The sequence below is a fragment of the Sulfurimonas sp. genome (assembly GCF_047622445.1).
In the GTDB taxonomy this organism is placed as follows: Bacteria; Campylobacterota; Campylobacteria; order Campylobacterales; family Sulfurimonadaceae; genus Sulfurimonas.
In genome coordinates this window covers 19,488-33,787 of the sequence record NZ_JBLHOE010000033.1, presented here as the reverse complement: position 1 = coordinate 33,787, position 14,300 = coordinate 19,488, and the positions used below count along the sequence as shown (strand labels likewise).

24 protein-coding genes are annotated in these 14,300 nt (G+C 32.3%); 5 read left to right on the top strand and 19 right to left on the bottom strand.

The window, feature by feature from the left end; genetic code table 11:
• Positions 1 to 7 precede the first annotated feature (7 nt).
• From ACI9TV_RS08930 to ACI9TV_RS08900, 7 genes are read right to left on the bottom strand one after another with little or no spacing between them, the layout of a single operon-like run.
• Complete coding sequence (locus tag ACI9TV_RS08930) at positions 8 to 343, bottom strand: hypothetical protein (RefSeq protein ID WP_415250436.1); 336 nt, start codon at positions 341 to 343, stop codon at positions 8 to 10.
• Positions 343 to 735, bottom strand: a complete 393-nt coding sequence (locus ACI9TV_RS08925) for a 4Fe-4S dicluster domain-containing protein (RefSeq protein ID WP_415250435.1) — start codon at positions 733 to 735, stop codon at positions 343 to 345. The genes ACI9TV_RS08930 and ACI9TV_RS08925 overlap by 1 nt, the downstream gene beginning before the upstream one ends.
• Positions 736 to 787: 52 nt before the next feature.
• On the bottom strand, positions 788 to 1,165 hold the full coding sequence (locus ACI9TV_RS08920; protein ID WP_415250434.1) for a NifB/NifX family molybdenum-iron cluster-binding protein: 378 nt from the start codon (positions 1,163 to 1,165) through the stop codon (positions 788 to 790).
• A gap of 12 nt (positions 1,166 to 1,177) precedes the next feature.
• Positions 1,178 to 1,564 carry a 4Fe-4S dicluster domain-containing protein gene (locus ACI9TV_RS08915; protein ID WP_415250433.1) on the bottom strand — a complete coding sequence of 129 codons (387 nt, stop codon included), beginning with the start codon at positions 1,562 to 1,564 and terminating at the stop codon, positions 1,178 to 1,180.
• A 27-nt stretch (positions 1,565 to 1,591) separates the two neighbouring features.
• Entirely contained in the window at positions 1,592 to 2,026 is a 435-nt protein-coding gene (locus ACI9TV_RS08910; protein WP_415250432.1) for a TOBE domain-containing protein, read from the bottom strand.
• A 7-nt stretch (positions 2,027 to 2,033) separates the two neighbouring features.
• Positions 2,034 to 2,759, bottom strand: coding sequence for a NifU family protein (locus tag ACI9TV_RS08905; RefSeq protein WP_415250431.1), 726 nt, complete (start codon positions 2,757 to 2,759; stop codon positions 2,034 to 2,036).
• The gene (locus ACI9TV_RS08900) at positions 2,752 to 2,931 is read right to left on the bottom strand and encodes a hypothetical protein (protein ID WP_415250430.1); all 180 of its coding nucleotides are present in this window, start codon (positions 2,929 to 2,931) and stop codon (positions 2,752 to 2,754) included. The genes ACI9TV_RS08905 and ACI9TV_RS08900 overlap by 8 nt, the downstream gene beginning before the upstream one ends.
• Before the next feature lie 98 nt (positions 2,932 to 3,029).
• Between ACI9TV_RS08900 and ACI9TV_RS08895 the strand changes: the two genes are divergently transcribed.
• The 4 genes from ACI9TV_RS08895 to ACI9TV_RS08880 are packed head-to-tail and all read left to right on the top strand — an operon-like array spanning position 3,030 to position 4,772.
• Positions 3,030 to 3,419 (top strand): NifB/NifX family molybdenum-iron cluster-binding protein, encoded by a 390-nt coding sequence (locus ACI9TV_RS08895; protein WP_415250429.1) that lies wholly within the window; start codon positions 3,030 to 3,032, stop codon positions 3,417 to 3,419.
• Positions 3,410 to 3,643 (top strand): hypothetical protein, encoded by a 234-nt coding sequence (locus ACI9TV_RS08890; RefSeq protein WP_415250428.1) that lies wholly within the window; start codon positions 3,410 to 3,412, stop codon positions 3,641 to 3,643. The genes ACI9TV_RS08895 and ACI9TV_RS08890 overlap by 10 nt, the downstream gene beginning before the upstream one ends.
• A complete protein-coding gene (locus tag ACI9TV_RS08885) occupies positions 3,640 to 4,242 on the top strand; it encodes a hypothetical protein (RefSeq protein WP_415250427.1) in 603 nt (200 codons plus the stop codon). Before ACI9TV_RS08890 ends, ACI9TV_RS08885 begins: the two co-directional genes overlap by 4 nt.
• A 20-nt stretch (positions 4,243 to 4,262) precedes the next feature.
• Entirely contained in the window at positions 4,263 to 4,772 is a 510-nt protein-coding gene (locus ACI9TV_RS08880) for a hypothetical protein (RefSeq protein ID WP_415250426.1), read from the top strand.
• On the opposite strand, the gene ACI9TV_RS08875 is transcribed toward ACI9TV_RS08880, so the two are convergent.
• The 11 genes from ACI9TV_RS08875 to ACI9TV_RS08825 form a co-directional block, all read right to left on the bottom strand.
• Positions 4,769 to 5,170, bottom strand: a complete 402-nt coding sequence (locus ACI9TV_RS08875; RefSeq protein WP_415250425.1) for an ArsC/Spx/MgsR family protein — start codon at positions 5,168 to 5,170, stop codon at positions 4,769 to 4,771. The two genes, ACI9TV_RS08880 and ACI9TV_RS08875, sit on opposite strands and share 4 nt — an antisense overlap.
• Positions 5,167 to 5,409, bottom strand: coding sequence for a hypothetical protein (locus ACI9TV_RS08870; RefSeq protein ID WP_415250424.1), 243 nt, complete (start codon positions 5,407 to 5,409; stop codon positions 5,167 to 5,169). The genes ACI9TV_RS08875 and ACI9TV_RS08870 overlap by 4 nt, the downstream gene beginning before the upstream one ends.
• Complete coding sequence (locus ACI9TV_RS08865) at positions 5,409 to 6,107, bottom strand: hypothetical protein (protein ID WP_415250423.1); 699 nt, start codon at positions 6,105 to 6,107, stop codon at positions 5,409 to 5,411. Before ACI9TV_RS08865 ends, ACI9TV_RS08870 begins: the two co-directional genes overlap by 1 nt.
• 9 nt (positions 6,108 to 6,116) lie before the next feature.
• The gene (locus ACI9TV_RS08860; RefSeq protein ID WP_415250422.1) at positions 6,117 to 7,271 is read right to left on the bottom strand and encodes a DUF2201 family putative metallopeptidase; all 1,155 of its coding nucleotides are present in this window, start codon (positions 7,269 to 7,271) and stop codon (positions 6,117 to 6,119) included.
• Positions 7,252 to 8,262 carry an AAA family ATPase gene (locus ACI9TV_RS08855; protein WP_415250421.1) on the bottom strand — a complete coding sequence of 337 codons (1,011 nt, stop codon included), beginning with the start codon at positions 8,260 to 8,262 and terminating at the stop codon, positions 7,252 to 7,254. Before ACI9TV_RS08855 ends, ACI9TV_RS08860 begins: the two co-directional genes overlap by 20 nt.
• A complete protein-coding gene (locus ACI9TV_RS08850) occupies positions 8,259 to 8,588 on the bottom strand; it encodes a nitrogen fixation protein NifQ (RefSeq protein WP_415250420.1) in 330 nt (109 codons plus the stop codon). Before ACI9TV_RS08850 ends, ACI9TV_RS08855 begins: the two co-directional genes overlap by 4 nt.
• A complete protein-coding gene (locus ACI9TV_RS08845) occupies positions 8,585 to 9,814 on the bottom strand; it encodes an FprA family A-type flavoprotein (protein WP_415250419.1) in 1,230 nt (409 codons plus the stop codon). The genes ACI9TV_RS08850 and ACI9TV_RS08845 overlap by 4 nt, the downstream gene beginning before the upstream one ends.
• A complete protein-coding gene (locus tag ACI9TV_RS08840; protein ID WP_415250418.1) occupies positions 9,814 to 10,107 on the bottom strand; it encodes a 2Fe-2S iron-sulfur cluster-binding protein in 294 nt (97 codons plus the stop codon). The genes ACI9TV_RS08845 and ACI9TV_RS08840 overlap by 1 nt, the downstream gene beginning before the upstream one ends.
• Positions 10,108 to 10,169: 62 nt before the next feature.
• Positions 10,170 to 10,490, bottom strand: a complete 321-nt coding sequence (locus tag ACI9TV_RS08835; RefSeq protein ID WP_415250417.1) for a hypothetical protein — start codon at positions 10,488 to 10,490, stop codon at positions 10,170 to 10,172.
• 11 nt (positions 10,491 to 10,501) lie between these two features.
• Positions 10,502 to 11,734: a nitroreductase family protein gene (locus ACI9TV_RS08830; RefSeq protein ID WP_415250416.1), complete on the bottom strand. Its 1,233-nt coding sequence runs from the start codon at positions 11,732 to 11,734 to the stop codon at positions 10,502 to 10,504.
• An 8-nt stretch (positions 11,735 to 11,742) separates the two neighbouring features.
• On the bottom strand, positions 11,743 to 12,297 hold the full coding sequence (locus ACI9TV_RS08825) for a redoxin family protein (protein WP_415250415.1): 555 nt from the start codon (positions 12,295 to 12,297) through the stop codon (positions 11,743 to 11,745).
• Between the two features lie 148 nt (positions 12,298 to 12,445).
• Here ACI9TV_RS08825 and ACI9TV_RS08820 point away from each other — a divergent pair, with 148 nt between their 5' ends.
• Positions 12,446 to 14,053 carry a sigma 54-interacting transcriptional regulator gene (locus ACI9TV_RS08820; RefSeq protein ID WP_415250414.1) on the top strand — a complete coding sequence of 536 codons (1,608 nt, stop codon included), beginning with the start codon at positions 12,446 to 12,448 and terminating at the stop codon, positions 14,051 to 14,053.
• A gap of 18 nt (positions 14,054 to 14,071) precedes the next feature.
• Here the strand turns inward: ACI9TV_RS08820 and nifT are convergent, their stop codons facing one another.
• The gene (gene nifT / locus ACI9TV_RS08815) at positions 14,072 to 14,296 is read right to left on the bottom strand and encodes a putative nitrogen fixation protein NifT (protein WP_415250413.1); all 225 of its coding nucleotides are present in this window, start codon (positions 14,294 to 14,296) and stop codon (positions 14,072 to 14,074) included.
• Positions 14,297 to 14,300: the final 4 nt, after the last annotated feature.

The following is a 14,300-nucleotide window of genomic DNA, read 5'->3' as shown; positions in this document are numbered from 1 at the left end:
TTTCCATCTATTGTGAGAGTTGTATTCGAAACTCAGCTTTAAAAGACTTCATTTTTGGACGACTTATCATATCCATAGCAGATTCTCTTAACTTTTTAATCTCTCCATACACTTTTGCACTTGGAGTAGTCAAAGCTGTAGAGATTAATTCAAAGACACTATCATCAAAAAAATCAGTTTTTTTATCTAAAATAGCATCATAAAGAGCCATAAAAATACTTTTTTCATACGCATCCATTTTACAAGAGTCATCAGCAATTTTTAAAGCGACTGTAATCGCACAAAACTTTTGAAAACTATCTAAGTTATTAGCGATTATCTCAAGGTTTTCTAGATTATACATTAACCTACTTCTAACTCTTCTGGCTCAACTTGAACTTCTTTACCAATACCACGTGAGCTTAATGGAATATCTTCTCTATATTTTTTCTCTTTAAACATAGGTGATTTCACTTGACCTGTTTTAGTTCCTAGTTTATATAATTCTTCATTTAAAAAATGAGAATCAAACTCTTTTGTAAATGTCATATCCCATGTAATACATCCTATACTTGGACAGATTGCAGCACATTGTGGATCATCAAACAAATCAACACACTCAACACACTTTTCAGGTTGTACATAGTAACGATTTTCACCAGTTGGATTTTCACTATCATCAACTATCGCATTTACTGGACAATTTTGCAAACAAGCATCACAAGTTATACAGCTTTCATCAATTATTACAGACATTATTATTTCCTTTTAATTATATAATCTATGGTATTTTCACACAACACAGCCATTATGCACTTCGAGCCTCAGCTTTGTGATAAATGCGAAGAAGCCAAGGTGCTGGGGAATTACTCAGCATATCTTGTAGTTTTACTATAGCATCTTGTATAGTTTCATCTTCAGCAACACGAACAGGATGTACTCCAGCTGCTTGAATCATCTTAGATGCTGTTGGACCAATTTGTGTACAATACATAATGTTTGCCTCAGAAATTGTTCCTATTTTATAATTTAACTTCTCTTTTTCGCCCTCTGGTTCTTCTGAGCTATCAATAATAGTAAGTAGTTTTGAGCTATCTTTTCCTACTTTATAAAGATAGAATACCTTCGAGTAACCAAAATGTTGATCAATTTTTATACCAGTTGATGATGCAAAAGCTATATACATAATACTTTTCTCTTAGCTCGCTACATTTGCACGAGACTCGCGCATATCCATACTAATATCTTCCATAAAAGCTTGCGCTTTAACAGATGGAAGCATCATCCCTTTTTTCTTATGTTCACGAATTTTATAAGTTCCCGCTTCGTGACCAGCAAGATAATACTCTTCAAAATCAGTAGTATAAGGCATATCCCAAACTATTGATCCTTCAGTAGGACATGCAGAAGCACAACGTGGTTCATCAGCATGACTTACACATTCAACACATGTTTCAGGTTTTACATAAAAGTATTCACCACTATGTGGGTTTTTTTCATTTGAGTCTTCTAATATTGCAGCCACTGGGCATTCAGGAGCACAGTCACCACAATTAATACATAAGTCAGTTATCATTACAGCCATTTTAAATCCTTTTTATTACTTTAGATGTTAGTTTGCATATTTTGTTCTAGTTTCAGAGAATACAGACTCAATAACTGGACTAATCTTAATATCTATACCACGAAGAAGTATTGTAGCTTTGCACTCAAGCTCTAGGCCTAAATTTTCGTATGCATCTGTAGTGATTAATGAAATGACTTTACCAAGGCTACTATCAAATGTTAGTTCACAAAGTGATTCACTTTTTCTCACATCCTTCAAAGTCGCTGAAAGTCTATTTTCTATAGATACTCTACCTGGACATTCTTTACTCACACATACTGAAACTTCTTGAAAGTCACAATTGACTTTATCACCTTCAGATAACCAAATAGGTGCTTTAGATTTAATGAGTCTCAAAGTAGTCTCTCCACATTCAACGTCTATATATGTGATTATGTCAGTTTTTTTTATATCAGTTACTGTTGCTTCTATGTGATTCATTTCATTCCTACATTAAATAAAGTACGACATTTTTGTCAATCATTGTTTGAAAATTGTCTAATAGCATATCTGCTGTTGATGTAGAACCAAGATGACATCCAGAACATGACCCTGTATAACTAAGCCAAACTTGAGGTTTTTCACCAGGTATATAGTTTAAAAGTTCTATACCACCGCCATCCACAGCTAAAGTAGGACGAATTTTCGTTTGAAGTAAATTATCTATGAGTGCTTTTTGTTTTAAACCATCTAAGATTCTAAATTCTTTATTTAACTCGATAGACTTATCAGCATTACTTACATAAGTTATAATTTCCTGAGCCTGTGAATTGTCATTATGCGCAGCGGTTATAAGGTATCGCATAGCTTGTGTATGTTTGCCATCTTCTTTAAATAGCATTCCTGCTTTTAGTTGAGCTTCAACATTCCCAAAATCTGCTGCTTGTTTGTAATACTCTAGAGCTTTACCTCTGTCTACTTCACCGTGCATGCCTTTCTCATAGAAAATTGCAAGAGAGTTTAATGCTTGAGGATGACTATGCTCAGCAGCCTTTTCAAACCAGTTCTTTGCAATAACATTACTTCTCTCACAACCTTGACCTTTCATATGCATAATTGCAAGATTAACCATTGCATTTGGATTAGCATCTGCAGACTCCTCAAAAAGTCCATATGCTCCATTATAGTTTTTCTTCTCAAACTCTATTATTGCCTTATCAAACGTTTCACCCATAATATTTTCCTTTAGTGTTGAAATAGTTTTCCAATCTTTCGTAAGCATCTATTTTAGCCTCTTCATAAGTATCGCCAATGCCTTTTATATCTGGAAACAGGACAAAAATAGCCATGAAACCATCTCCATCTTCATTTGAAAAACCATAATAGTCTAGTTCATAATCTTTCATTCTTGTGTTCCTTGTATAAAATGAAATTTGCATAAATTGTTCTAGAACTAAATTTGCACTAACAAAAATATAATATACATTATAATGAAGGAGTAACGATGATTGCTATACCAATTGACTCAGCATCACTCGACAAAAAATCATCAAAATTGTTTGGAAATGTTGATATGTTTGCCATATATGAGTCAAAGGAAAAATCTTTTGAATTTATAAAAAATAAAGAGTGTGGGAATGGAATAAAAACAGCTAAATACTTAAAAGAGTATGGTGTCACTTCAATTACATACTCATATATGGGCGATGGACCATTTAAAGAACTTAACAAAAGTGGTGTAGATATTTTTTATATTGGTAAAGAGCCTATGAGTCTATCTGAAATTGTTCAAAAGATACAAGACAATAAATTTGTAAAAGTTGATAGATCAAATGCTTCAACTTATTTGGATTCAGGTACCGCAACAGAGAATTGCGAATGCGGATGCAAGTAATTAATCAAGTCATCACTCCAGAGATGCAAGAAATAAAAGAAATGATATGGCAAACTGTTCTGCAAAGAGATGCTCTTAAACAAGAAGTAGAAGCTTGGTACAAAGAACATCCTAAAGAAAAATATCCGAGTATGCATAACTTAATACTCGTTGATGCTGCTCTATCAACACTTGATTCCTGTTACAAAAACCTTTGGGATTATAATAATATAAAAACATCATGAGTGATTTGGATAAGAGAAAAACTTATATACTTGATGATATGACAAATATTGAGCAGTATCGTCCCATTTTAGAAAAAGACAATTTTCAAGAGAGTGAACCTCATTGGAGACGAGTGAGTAAAAATACAATTACACTTTTTCAAGTTCTTATAGACCAGGATTTGATAGATTTAGTAAATATACTCACTCACTACCCCAAGTATATTGAGTGGGTTTGTGAGCATTTTAGATATGCGTACAGTTATAGTGAAAATGATGCTAATATTAATGCGGCTTCAGAACTACTCTTTATTGGTGAAGATTATTTTTCAAAACAGTTTGTTAGAAATGTAATAAGAAAATTACCCAAGTTAGATGATATGAACTCTCAGCAATTAGCAGATTTTTCTATTGCTATTGAAAACAATCATTCATCTTGGCATCCGATTATTACTAGTCATTTAATCAAAACAGTTATTAAAACTGTACATAAGTTAAATTTACATCCACTACAAAAAATAGTGCTGACAAAAACTATACTAAAAATCAAATGTACAGATACATATTTATATGATTCACTAGACAGAGACGCTGTATTAGATATACCGTACATGAACTAAAATTAAATAAGGAATTAAAAATGGATTACGAAAAAACCGAGAATGGACTACTAAAACAAGCTAGAAATGCTTTTGAAACGGCTTCAACTTTACATGATAATCAAAGAATTGAGGTTTATCTAAACAAGGGAGTAATTAGATCTTCTGATGCACTTGAAGAAGAAGATGAGATTGTATATACTTCTGAGAGGATACTTTGCTACCAAGTATATGGACATGACTATCTAGAAGAAGAGATAAAAACATGGATAGATTACGCACGAGTTCAACAGCAACCAGAAGATGGCATACCTCTACCAGAACTAACTGATATAGAAAAATCAATACGTGAAATCATTACAGAACTTGCGAAGAAAAATGGAATAAACTCTGCAGATGTCAGTTCATATGAAGTTTTTGCGAACTTGCCCGTAAATCTTGTTGGAACAATTGAACACGAAATTATAGAGTACTGGTGGAGTGCAAAAGAAGAGGAAAATGCTAAAAAACTAGCCTTATCCCAGATTAAAGAAGCATTAGAAAATATCTAATGCTTTTCTGCCTTTCTAACACATTGATTAGATACTTTTGTATTTAACTTTACTTTAAAAGTCTTTTCCATAAACCATTGGTTAAATCCACATAACTTTTTATTACCAATTATCAACAAAGGTCTTCTTAATAAAATTGGATTATTAGTTACTAAGGTTAAGGCCTCTTTCTCATTTAATTTTACAGGAACAACTTCACCACTTTTTATCTGCGGGGCATTAGGATTGAACCACTTTGTCACTGGCATATTTTTGATAAACTGAAATAATTCTTCTTCACTCATTCCATGATTTAACAAGTCACGTTCTATAACTTTATATCCTGAATCTCTAAAAGCCATTTTCTGTTTTTCATTTGTAAGACAACCAGGCTTTTCGTAAAAAATTACAAGATTCATCCAACTTCAACCAAATCGATAGCTTTATCTGTTAAACAATAAGTTTGAGAGCCATCATCATCAAGATTCATACATTCACTTACAAATCTACCCTCTATAAGAGTCTCAATAATTTGTTCAACAATAGCTAATTCAAGTCCTAAATACTCTGCAATGTCATATGCATCATATAAATTGTAATTATCTTCATCACTTAAATTGTAAATAGCCTTCATTATACTTTTAATCATACTTGTCATTATTTTTCCTTTAGTTTCTCTATTTTTTTTTGCCAAATTAGCTTTTGAAGTGGATGGAGAGTAGTCCCACTTATCCATTTCTCAAACTCTTGGACATAATGCTCTTTTAATATGATATGCAAGTTTTGTACTTGACTGATTAGTCCATCTAAATAAACTTTTGACTCATCAACACTCAATGAATGTATAGGTGCTAACCTACGTTTAACTCCAATAAGTAAATGATCATTTATTCTTTCTTTTGATATTTCTAAAAATATAGATGCATAAAGAGGTTGTGCATATATCTCATTCCATATGCGACCATTTATCATTTGGTCATACGCTAAATCAAAAAAGACAGGATATTTTTTTAAAACAGAAATTAAATCACTAAAATTATTATCTATCATTGCTCGAAACAACATTCGACTACGATTTCGTATCTTATGTCTAAGTACTTCATCATCTATTATTTCATGACTTAAAAGATTAAAACGCTCTAGAGCCCCCAAGCGAGAATGATTAAAAGCCATAATAGCAACTATATGACTTGGATCTTGAATCTGCTTTGGATGAGAACCAGATGGTCTATAAAATGCCCATTCTAGTCTGGCTTCTTCATCTTCATGGTACATATAAAGATCATCTCCCCTCTTTTCATAATCACTCTCATCTTGCAGAGCTTCTATCTCGTCTTTATAACTCAACTCAGGCATTAAATAAGCTTACAAATCAAAATAGAAAACATCACCAAATGCCTCCAATTTTTTTATATTTTTTTTCTGACTTACTAAAAATAAAGTGTTTAATTCAGGTGTTTTTTCTATCATAAAGAGTCCATCGCTTAAAACTATGAGAGTTGATTCTATCTCACTATGATTTTTCAAGTACTCAAAAACTGGTTCTATCAATGTCCCGCCATTTCCTTTTTCAAATTCTATCTTTGGTTTCTCATCTTGAGAATCGTACCTCACTATTTTTGCTTTATCAACTCTCTCATCAAATGGAATTACACTTACTTCAAAATCAGCACTCATTCGTAATACAGAATCAATTATCCCTAGAAATTTTGAAAATATTTCTAAGCTTATACTCATAGACCTATCAAGGGCAATATATAAATTTAGTCTATTTCGTTCACGCTTATAACCCGGTAGATATAAACCTTGATGTATAAACCTACGATTTGGGTGTGAAAAACTTATCTCTTTGTCGAAAAAGCTTTCACTCATGTAAGTATGAAGTAGTGTTTCTAAATCAATTTTGGGACGAATAACCTCTTTTATTACTTCTAAAAAAGAAGAAGGAATATTCCCTTGTTTGCTAGCGGCTCCCATAGCTTGAACTATAAGAGCATCTATCTCCTCCATAGCTGCATTATTATCACCCTCTTCTTCTATGAGGTCTAGTTTATCCTCTTTTGGATTTTCTTCATCTGGAGTGCCTTCTCCATCTTTATTTTCTTCGTATAAAATGTTATATACTTCTTCTACACTTTTTTCACGAAACTTTTCCAACATAACTTCATTCTCAGGTCTCTCGCCTACTCTCTCAAAATCACTAAGCAGAATATTTATCACAATATCACTGCTTTTATTCCAAATACCATGATCACGTTTGCTCATTCTAAAAGGGTGTTTTAAGAGTATATGGAGAAGTGTATGAGCATAAATATATTTTAATTGTGATTCTTTTATATATTCGCTTAACGTTGGATCAACAAAAATTATTTTTCCATTTGTCTCGAAAGCTTCGTGAATATTTTTACGAAATTCCATAGGAAGAGAGAGTGCTAAAACGCTTAAAAATGGATGATCAAAAAGAAACTGAACACGAATTTTTTCTAATTTTGTAAGAAAACTAGATGATATATTCGCCATATTTTTCCAACCATGTATCAAACCCAGAATATGAAGCTAAGGTTTCATCTTTAACTACAATATCTTTTATTAGCATAACCGCAAACTCTGTTGGCAATGTCTCTGAAAATAAAAAAAGATGTTTTTTATGCTCATCACTACTTTTGTAGTACTCAACTAAAGCAGATACAAGTGCATACAAGAGTGCTGGTTGATTTTTAATTTCTGGATAATTCCCCTCATATATAGCAGCCACATCAGGTAACTCCTCATACACTTTTACATAAGAAGTAAACTCTATCCCTGAACTGTAACCAATGGTTCCATAAATGATTGGCGTTAAGGTAGTTATATCTTGTTTTGTTTTTAAAATATTTGAAAGCATATAATAAGCTCTCGGCGTTGCAAACGCAGGGTTAGCGTCATCTTCTATGAGTGGTTCTGTTGAGAGTAAATCAGGACGAAATCCTAAAAAACCTATAACAAAATGGTGAAGGTTCTCTTTTAGTGCAAAGATTTTAAAATCTTCAAAACGAGCTTGAACATGAAGATGAACCATACGGTTAACTAATGGAGATGGAAGACGAAATACAACTCCTCTATCGCTTACTCGATTACCTGCACAGATAATTCTCCAGCCTTTAGGAAGTTCATATTCACCCATCTTTCTATCTAAAACTAACTGATATATTGCAGCTTGAACAGAGGGTGGAGCAGAGTTCAACTCATCTAAAAATAAAATTCCACTTGAGTTTTTATCTTTTGGAAAAAAGACGGGTGGCATCCAAAGAGTTTGATCATCTTTGATTGATGGAACACCACGTAAATCTACAGGGTCCATTTGTGATAAACGTACATCCACAAGCTCCAAACCTTTTTTCTTTGCTACATCAGCAACTATATATGACTTTCCAATTCCTGGACTTCCATGAATAAATAGTGGCGTATCTGTATCTAATAAAATATCTATATTTTTATAAAGTTGGGCTGTTGATATTGAAGGTGTTATCATGCGCTTATCTCACTTACGATACATTTAAAACAATTAAATTGGTCATCACAACTTACACATGCAGGAGCTATTTTTCCTATCTTGTCGTAAATATACTTTTTCCAAAGTTTATCTTTTGGTTTATTCGCTGCTAAAAGAGGATAGTTTTTTTTCATAAACCTACCCATTTCAGTACGACTTTTAAATCCCAAATCCTCATACAGATGATTCATCTTCAAAGACTCATAAGCTATCCATTTACCTAAAATAGTCTGTGCATAAGCATTTACACCATAGTGATGCAAAAGAGCAGCTATATCTTTTTCCATTAATTCTAATTCGTTCATATCTCCATCTCCACCATTTTGCCCATTGTAATTTCTGCAACCTCTTTACCAAATACAAAACATTCATTAAGTTCTTCTTCAGTAGGAATGAGCTTGATTTTTATAGGTTTTACAGGAAGTCTAAACTTCAACCATCTCATTCTGTCATGTAACATCTCAGGTGCTTCACCAGTCCATCCATAGGAACCAAATGAAGCACCTACTTTGCCTTGTGATTCTAAAAATGCCATACATGAAAGTAAATCCCATGCAGGTTTTACAGCATCCCCATTAATTGTTGGTGAACCAATAATAATTGCATCACTCTCTTCTAGTAAATCAATCATATTTCTCTCATCTAAAGAAGCTAAATCATACATACTTGCAACTATCCCATCGATGGTGTCAGCCCCTTCCATAATAACTTCAGCCATCTTGTGTGTGTTATCGTAACTAGACATGTAAAAAACTGAGAGCATTTTATTTCCAAAAGTATTTTTTCTAAACCTCGCATCACTACTCCACTCTTGATATTTATTTATATAAAATTGTGGATTTGTTCTTAAAATAGGACCATGAAGTGGTGCAATAGTTTTTATCTCAAAACGACTATAAAGATTGAGTGCTTCAAGAACATACTTTTTAAATGGACGCATAATATGCTCATAATAATACTTAAAAGCGTAAGAGAAATCTCCCACCTCATCATCAAATAAACGTTCATCATAGTAGTGAGAACCAAAAACATCTCCACTAAAAAGAACTTTATCTTCATGTAAATAAGAACTCATAGTATCTGGCCAATGAAGGAAAGGGGTACTTAAAAATTCTATAGTTTTATCACCTAAAGATATTTTTTTACCTGTATTTGCAGTTTCAAAAGGAATGTCCGTTTTTATAATCCCTTTTAACATTATAACCGCGCGACCAGAAATAATCAGTTTTGCTCTAGGAGCACGATTCATTAGTTCTTCTAAGGCGCCAGAATGATCCGGTTCTAAATGGTGAAGAACGATATATTTTATTTCATCATATGAGCATAAAGATTCTAGACGAGAAAAGAAATCATTACTAAACTCTTTTTTAACAGTATCCATAATAGCTACGCCCTCAGAGCCACGAACTATATAACTATTATAGGAACTTCCATTAGCTGTTTTCATAATAATATCAAAGGTACGTATTTTAGGATCAAACGCACCGATAAAATGTACACTAGGTGATATTTGTGCTGTTAAGTTATCCATCAAAAAAAGTACGAGATTTCTATCTCGCCCTCCTCAGCTTCAACTATACATTGACACATTAAACGTAGATTGTCCTCTTTCGTGCCTATTGCATCTAAAGCTAGAAGCTCTTTCTCGTTAATTGGATTTAAATAATTGTTTCCTTTTATAACTTTAGCTATACAAGTAGCACAATCCCCAACTCTACATCCAAATTCCATAGAAGCACCAGTTTTACGGGCAACTTCTCTTAAACTCTTACCAGTGGAAACTCTAACAGTTATATTATCTTCTTTTAAAAATATACTTACCATAAAATATTTCCTTACTATTATATTAACAGGAATGCATATTTCATTCTAACTTTATATTTTTCTTATTTAGTCTCATATAGTAGTTTCAAATAATCATGAATATCACTAAGAAAGAACCTACGATTATCTCTCTCTTGGAAGTGTCCAACCCAACCTGCATCATTCATAAGTACCTGCTTACACGGATGAACAAATTCTTGGTATGGAAGTTGCGCTTTTAATGCTCCACAATTATTTATAGCATTTATAACAGCATCATACAGCATATCTAATGATTCTGTGTCTTCATTAAGATATAGCTTTCCATCTTTTTGAAAAAAACGATATATATTTAAAATTTTTTCTGCTTCTTCGTTCTTAATCTTTTTCATTTTCACATTCATAAAAAGTCCTTTTACTTTTGTTCTTCTCCAGTTACACATACATAAAGTATATAATCATCAATTGCTAAAAAATCTTGTAATTTTTTGTCGTAAAATGCACCAATACCACTAAATCCTATATTTTGAACTTCAGCTTCCATATAAAGGTTATGGGCGAAAGCACCTGCTTGCATCAGTTTATTGGCACTAAAATGTTTTGAAGTTATAATTGTTATTATATCTCCATTTTTCACAAAACTTTGATCAACCAGTAAAGCACTGATTTTATCTGCAAAATAGCCTTCTTTTAAAAGTGTATTACCAATATAAATACCAGCTTTTTTATATGTATCTTTTAAAATAATGTTATAACAATATATAGAATAATTTACAATATTAATACATTCTAAAATATAGTTTATTTTTATTTTCGAGAGGCCATCTGCACTAAAATATCTAGTGGAACGTCTATTTAAAATATTTACCTCTTTAAGGTTAGCAGTAGAACCTGATACATCACTTTTTAAAATTTCATTTGTAGATATATTCTCAGCTAGATATTCATATAGTTCACTATAATCTGTTGGGGTTACATACATAAGCTTTTCTTTAAATTTTTCAACATTACTATCTCTAGATTTTCCAGATGAAAATACAGCTGTAATAAACTCTTCACCTTTGAATCCCATAAAATTATTTAAAGTACCTATGTCAAAATCAGACAAAATTGTTCTATTTTGTCTGTGTAGTTTCATACTAGAGAAAATAGATCCTATTTGATGTCCTACATCTAAATAGCAGTATCGCATTGAACGTTTAAAATATTTCCATTGCGCTCTATAAGGAACACAACTAACTAAAAATATCATACCTGTGAGTTGTTTATTTAAGCCTACATAAGGCTCTATCCCTGCATACCCTATCTCTTTTATTAACACAATCTCTGATGCTCCAGCATCTACATGGTATATACCACTTAAAATACCTTTAACTCCTCTAATTTGAACATAAAGTTCCACGGGATGTAAATTGCCAGCCGATGGTGTGTTTAACTGATAATAGGGCTTTACACCAATACTAGTACGAGATGTAATAATACGACAAAGTTCTACAGCACGTAAAAGTTGATTTTCTTCGTATTTGTATCTAAATAAGAAATTTGGATAATGCTTGAAGCTTGAAGGTTGTGAGGACCAATCTATGTAGCCACTCATCTTGGCTACTTTTATAGGAGTTAACTCTGTATCTTCATAAACTTTCATCATTGTGAATTTTAAACTGACATCCAGTTTTCGTGAGAGTGAGCATGTCCTTCTTTCTTTGCATTTACAATTTTATCAATAGCTTCAATACATGCATCATAATTTACTTCATCTACTATCTCAGGAACTAACTCTTTGTAAGCTACTTCGCCTTCTCTATCTATAACAAAAACAGCACGCGCTAGGCGATCTTTTAGTTTACCTTCTGTAATTAATAAGCCAAATTTTTTAGCAAAATTTCTATCTTTATCTATCACAATCTCAGCACAATCGATACACTCTTTATCTACGTATTCTTTTACAAAATCTAAATCATCTGTTGTAATCATAATGGTATCGAGTTTTTTAAATTGTTTGACTAAATCATTAAACTTTTTAGCTCCTAAAGAGCATACTTCGGTCTTAAGCGATGGAATAGAAATCAAGAGTTGCGTGTTGGGAGCAATCATACCAATTACATTTTGAGTTCCATCTAATTTTGTAATTCTTGCTGCTGGTGCTTCTTTACCAACTAAAACTTCTTTGCCACTTAACTCTGTTGATGTACCATGTACTGTTATTGTCATATTAAATCCTATTTTTTTATATTACATATGCATAAATTGTTCTATATATAATCATAAAATTGATTATATTTTATACATAAATATGCTTACGATAAGAAGATAATGCTATATAATATATTATAAATCTATATATAAATGGAAGATCATGATGGAAAAGTTAAACATACCAAACAAGGAAGAGTGTAAAATTTGTGCTTTAACATTTGCCTACAATGAAATAAAACTTTTATATGAAATTGCACTTATGTTATCAACATCTACTAATATCCTAGATAGTATAGAAAAAAGTATGAGACTACTTAAGCGCAACTCTTATTTGGATAGATGTACTTTATTTACACTTACAGAAGATGCAAATAGTGTTGAGCTTTTTGCATCTATCGACTTATCAAGTCAGCAAAAAAAAATAGCTAACTATAAACTTGGAGAGGGTGCGACAGGTTTAGCAGCGCAGAGTTGTGAACCTGTAGTTATAGAGAATATTCATAATAATATAAATTATTTAAATAAGATGGGCTCGTTAAGTACCACTTCAATCTCTTATATTGCTGTGCCAATTATTCAAGATGAATCTCTTTTTGGTGTAATCTCTGCAAATATAGCTAATGACTCGGTGTTAACCTTTGATGATATTGTGAGAATGCTCACTATTGTTGGTTCACTCTGTGGTGGGACTTTAACAACTCAAAAAAGATTTGCTAAAGAGAAAGAAGTTCTTAGTGAATTAAAAACTTACTATAAAGAAGAAGTCCTTAGTGAATATAGATTTGAAAATATAATTGGTATCAGTACTAAAATGAAACAGATTTTCAGTATGCTTGAAACTGTTTCTCCTTCTGATGCCACTATCTTAGTACGAGGGGAAACAGGTACGGGTAAAGAACTTATCGCAACTGCTGTTCATAATTTAAGTAAGCGAAAAAATGAAGCATATATAAAACTAAACTGTGCTGCAATAAGTGAAACCCTTTTAGAGAGTGAACTCTTTGGACATGAAAAAGGTGCTTTTACAGATGCTAAAGAGATGCGTAAGGGTAGATTTGAGCTTGCAAATGGTGGTACATTATTTCTAGATGAAATAGGAGATATTACTTCTGCTCTTCAGGTTAAACTTCTTCGTATATTACAAGAACAAGAGTTTGAACGTGTTGGTGGCACTAAAACAATCAAAACAAATGTACGACTTGTTGCGGCTACTAATAGAAATCTTGAAGAGATGGTAAAAAATGGAGAATTTAGAGAGGATTTATTTTATAGACTTAATGTAATACCAATATACTTGCCACCACTACGTGAAAGATATGAAGATGTAAAACTTCTTATGGAACACTACTTACAGAAATTTATGAAACTGCATAAAAAACAGATGAGTTTTTCTAAAGAAGCACAAGAGATTTTACTTAATTATCCTTGGCCAGGTAATATACGTGAGTTACAAAATACAATGGAACGTTTAGTTCTTATTTGTCCAAATGGTGTTGTAGTCCCTGAGATGTTAAATCATGTATTACCATTTAACTACCAAAAAATATATATGCAACCAATAATTGAACCAATAAAGTTCCAAGATATAGAAAAAGTTTCTCATACACCAGCACCCATGGTAACAACAATGAGTCTCAATGAAATGGAAAAGTCTTCTATCATTCAAGCGCTTATAGATAACCGTGGTATACAAACAAAAGCTGCAACACAACTAGGTATGACAGCACGTCAAATAGGCTATAAGATTAAAAAATATGGTATAGATATTTAAAAGAGATTAAGATCTCTTTTAATCATTATCTCCACGTTGAACAATCTTTGCAACAACTTCATCAGGAAGTGTTTTTGCTTGTGGCGTTATATACCAAATATCACCATTTGTCAAATTCACATTACCACCCCATTTCTCATCACTATCAAATTCTAGCGTCTCTATAATCTCTTCCATATCTCTTTTTGCAAGATAAAACAGTATCTGCCCTTTATCATTTTCACGTAACATTACTTTAGCCATTTTT

What these genes read in the sequence shown, in the direction of transcription:
- ACI9TV_RS08920 (WP_415250434.1), bottom strand. Translation starts at nt 1,165, where the DNA reads ATGTATATAGCTTTTGCATCATCAACTGGTATAAAAATTGATCAACAT.
- ACI9TV_RS08900 (WP_415250430.1), bottom strand. Translation starts at nt 2,931, where the DNA reads ATGAAAGATTATGAACTAGACTATTATGGTTTTTCAAATGAAGATGGA.
- ACI9TV_RS08825 (WP_415250415.1), bottom strand. Translation starts at nt 12,297, where the DNA reads ATGACAATAACAGTACATGGTACATCAACAGAGTTAAGTGGCAAAGAA.
- ACI9TV_RS08915 (WP_415250433.1), bottom strand. Translation starts at nt 1,564, where the DNA reads ATGGCTGTAATGATAACTGACTTATGTATTAATTGTGGTGACTGTGCT.
- nifT (WP_415250413.1), bottom strand. Translation starts at nt 14,296, where the DNA reads ATGGCTAAAGTAATGTTACGTGAAAATGATAAAGGGCAGATACTGTTT.
- ACI9TV_RS08930 (WP_415250436.1), bottom strand. Translation starts at nt 343, where the DNA reads ATGTATAATCTAGAAAACCTTGAGATAATCGCTAATAACTTAGATAGT.
- ACI9TV_RS08820 (WP_415250414.1), top strand. Translation starts at nt 12,446, where the DNA reads ATGGAAAAGTTAAACATACCAAACAAGGAAGAGTGTAAAATTTGTGCT.
- ACI9TV_RS08835 (WP_415250417.1), bottom strand. Translation starts at nt 10,490, where the DNA reads ATGAATGTGAAAATGAAAAAGATTAAGAACGAAGAAGCAGAAAAAATT.
- ACI9TV_RS08845 (WP_415250419.1), bottom strand. Translation starts at nt 9,814, where the DNA reads ATGGATAACTTAACAGCACAAATATCACCTAGTGTACATTTTATCGGT.
- ACI9TV_RS08890 (WP_415250428.1), top strand. Translation starts at nt 3,410, where the DNA reads ATGCAAGTAATTAATCAAGTCATCACTCCAGAGATGCAAGAAATAAAA.
- ACI9TV_RS08830 (WP_415250416.1), bottom strand. Translation starts at nt 11,734, where the DNA reads ATGATGAAAGTTTATGAAGATACAGAGTTAACTCCTATAAAAGTAGCC.
- ACI9TV_RS08850 (WP_415250420.1), bottom strand. Translation starts at nt 8,588, where the DNA reads ATGAACGAATTAGAATTAATGGAAAAAGATATAGCTGCTCTTTTGCAT.
- ACI9TV_RS08905 (WP_415250431.1), bottom strand. Translation starts at nt 2,759, where the DNA reads ATGGGTGAAACGTTTGATAAGGCAATAATAGAGTTTGAGAAGAAAAAC.
- ACI9TV_RS08860 (WP_415250422.1), bottom strand. Translation starts at nt 7,271, where the DNA reads ATGGCGAATATATCATCTAGTTTTCTTACAAAATTAGAAAAAATTCGT.
- ACI9TV_RS08925 (WP_415250435.1), bottom strand. Translation starts at nt 735, where the DNA reads ATGTCTGTAATAATTGATGAAAGCTGTATAACTTGTGATGCTTGTTTG.
- ACI9TV_RS08855 (WP_415250421.1), bottom strand. Translation starts at nt 8,262, where the DNA reads ATGATAACACCTTCAATATCAACAGCCCAACTTTATAAAAATATAGAT.
- ACI9TV_RS08870 (WP_415250424.1), bottom strand. Translation starts at nt 5,409, where the DNA reads ATGACAAGTATGATTAAAAGTATAATGAAGGCTATTTACAATTTAAGT.
- ACI9TV_RS08865 (WP_415250423.1), bottom strand. Translation starts at nt 6,107, where the DNA reads ATGCCTGAGTTGAGTTATAAAGACGAGATAGAAGCTCTGCAAGATGAG.
- ACI9TV_RS08840 (WP_415250418.1), bottom strand. Translation starts at nt 10,107, where the DNA reads ATGGTAAGTATATTTTTAAAAGAAGATAATATAACTGTTAGAGTTTCC.
- ACI9TV_RS08885 (WP_415250427.1), top strand. Translation starts at nt 3,640, where the DNA reads ATGAGTGATTTGGATAAGAGAAAAACTTATATACTTGATGATATGACA.
- ACI9TV_RS08875 (WP_415250425.1), bottom strand. Translation starts at nt 5,170, where the DNA reads ATGAATCTTGTAATTTTTTACGAAAAGCCTGGTTGTCTTACAAATGAA.
- ACI9TV_RS08895 (WP_415250429.1), top strand. Translation starts at nt 3,030, where the DNA reads ATGATTGCTATACCAATTGACTCAGCATCACTCGACAAAAAATCATCA.
- ACI9TV_RS08910 (WP_415250432.1), bottom strand. Translation starts at nt 2,026, where the DNA reads ATGAATCACATAGAAGCAACAGTAACTGATATAAAAAAAACTGACATA.
- ACI9TV_RS08880 (WP_415250426.1), top strand. Translation starts at nt 4,263, where the DNA reads ATGGATTACGAAAAAACCGAGAATGGACTACTAAAACAAGCTAGAAAT.